1 protein-coding gene is annotated in these 2,072 nt (G+C 72.3%); it reads right to left on the bottom strand.

Features of this window, described 5'->3' with window-relative positions; all coding sequences use genetic code 11:
* Positions 1-275 precede the first annotated feature (275 nt).
* Positions 276-1,610 (bottom strand): 4-aminobutyrate--2-oxoglutarate transaminase, encoded by a 1,335-nt coding sequence (gene gabT / locus LCE31_RS39200; RefSeq protein WP_225023024.1) that lies wholly within the window; start codon positions 1,608-1,610, stop codon positions 276-278.
* Between the last annotated feature and the right edge of the window lie 462 nt (positions 1,611-2,072).

Raw genomic sequence — 2,072 nt, forward strand, 5'->3', positions numbered from 1 at the left:
CTCCGGGGGGTTGGAGCGGACGGCCGTCCGATCGGTGAGGAGACCCGGGGCCCGCGGCCCCGGAAGCGCGCGCGGAGGCGGGCCCGGAACGGGACGGGGGGCGCCCAGGACCGGATTCGCCCGCCGTGCCGTGCGCGCGAGGTGTTTCTCTCATCTGCGGGAACAGTACGCCGCTCCCGCCACCCGTGGCAGCTGGAAACCCGTCCCGCCATCGCCCCGCACAGCTTCTTCACAGCGCTCCCGGCGCCTCGGGGACGTGTCCTCGGAGCGCGTCCTCAGAGCCCGGCGAGGGCCTGCTCGATGATGTCGAGGCCCTCGCCGAGGAGGTCCTCACCGATGACGAGAGGGGGCAGGAAGCGCAGCACATTGCCGTACGTGCCGCAGGTCAGCACCAGCAGCCCTTCCTGGTGGCACGCCTTCGCGAGGGCTCCGGCGGCCTCGGGGGCGGGCTCCTTGGTCGTACGGTCCTTCACCAGTTCGATCGCGATCATCGCGCCGCGGCCCCGGACGTCGCCGATCACGTCGTACTTCTCGCTCATGGCCGACAGGCGGCCCTTCATGATCTCCTCGATGCGCCGCGCCTTCGCCGGCAGGTCGAGTTCCCGCATGGTCTCGATCGCGCCGATCGCAGCGGCGCAGGCGACCGGGTTGCCGCCGTAGGTGCCGCCGAGGCCGCTGGCGTGCGCGGCGTCCATGATCTCGGCGCGGCCGGTGACGGCGGCCAGGGGCAGGCCGCCCGCGATGCCCTTCGCGGTGGTGACCAGGTCGGGCACGATCCCCTCGTCCTCGCAGGCGAACCAGGTGCCGGTACGGCAGAAGCCGGACTGGATCTCGTCCGCGACGAACACGATCCCGTTGTCCTTCGCGAACCGCGCAAGCGCGGGCAGGAAGCCCTTGGCCGGCTCGATGAAGCCGCCCTCGCCGAGCACCGGCTCGATGACGATCGCCGCGACGTTCTGGGCGCCGACCTGCTTGCTGATCTGGTCGATGGCCTGCGCGGACGCCTCGGGCCCGCAGTTCTCGGGGCCGGTCGGCCAGCGGTAGGGGTAGGCCATCGGGACCCGGTAGACCTCGGGCGCGAACGGGCCGAAGCCGTCCTTGTACGGCATGTTCTTCGCGGTCAGCGCCATCGTGAGGTTCGTACGGCCGTGGTACGCGTGGTCGAAGACGACGACGGCCTGCCGCTTGGTGTACGAGCGTGCGATCTTCACGGCGTTCTCGACGGCCTCGGCGCCCGAGTTGAACAGGGCCGACTTCTTGGCGTGGTCGCCGGGGGTGAGCGCGGCCAGCTCCTCGCAGACCGCGATGTACTCCTCGTAGGGGGTGACCATGAAGCAGGTGTGGGTGAAGTCGGCGAGCTGCGCGGAGGCGCGGCGAACGACGGCCTCGGCGCTGGACCCGACGGTCGTCACGGCGATGCCGGAGCCGAAGTCGATCAGCCGGTTGCCGTCCACGTCCTCCAGCACGCCGCCGCCCGCGCGCTCGGCGAACACGGGCATGGTCGAACCCACGCCCGCCGCGACAGCGGCCGTGCGCCGGGCCTGCAACTCCAGCGACTTCGGCCCCGGGATGGCGGTGACGAGGCGGCGCTCCTGCGGGATGGCGGTCATGGGGGCTCCTGTGGGTCTGTCCCGACGCTGCGTGGTGCTGGTCCGGGGTTCGTGAGCAGATCCGGTTCTCTTCGGTGTACTGCCTCGCAGGCTAGGCGCGTGCGGACAGCCTGGGCATGCTCCGTTCGGTAGTGCTGGACGCGTGTCGTTGTCCGCCGCGTCCATGGCGGGCGGGCGCGCGGCGCCCCGGCGACGGGCGGTGCCGAGGGGGCTCGATGACGCACGGACACACCCCGGTACGCGCGGAACGGTGAACTACCCGCGCGCGGGCACTAGATTGACGGGTGCACAGAGCGGTCCTGGCTGGTCAAGGGGCAGGGTGAGGATGGAATCCGACGGCACGCACGATCCTCGGGGTACACGGGCCACACCCGTGCCGCGGCCCAGCGCGCCGCCACCGCCCCTCCCGGCCGCGCCACCGCCCGGCCCGGGGGGCCCTCCCTCGGCCCCGCACGGAGCCCC

It is taken from the genome of Streptomyces sp. 8L (assembly GCF_020176795.1).
Lineage (GTDB): Bacteria > Actinomycetota > Actinomycetes > Streptomycetales > Streptomycetaceae > Streptomyces.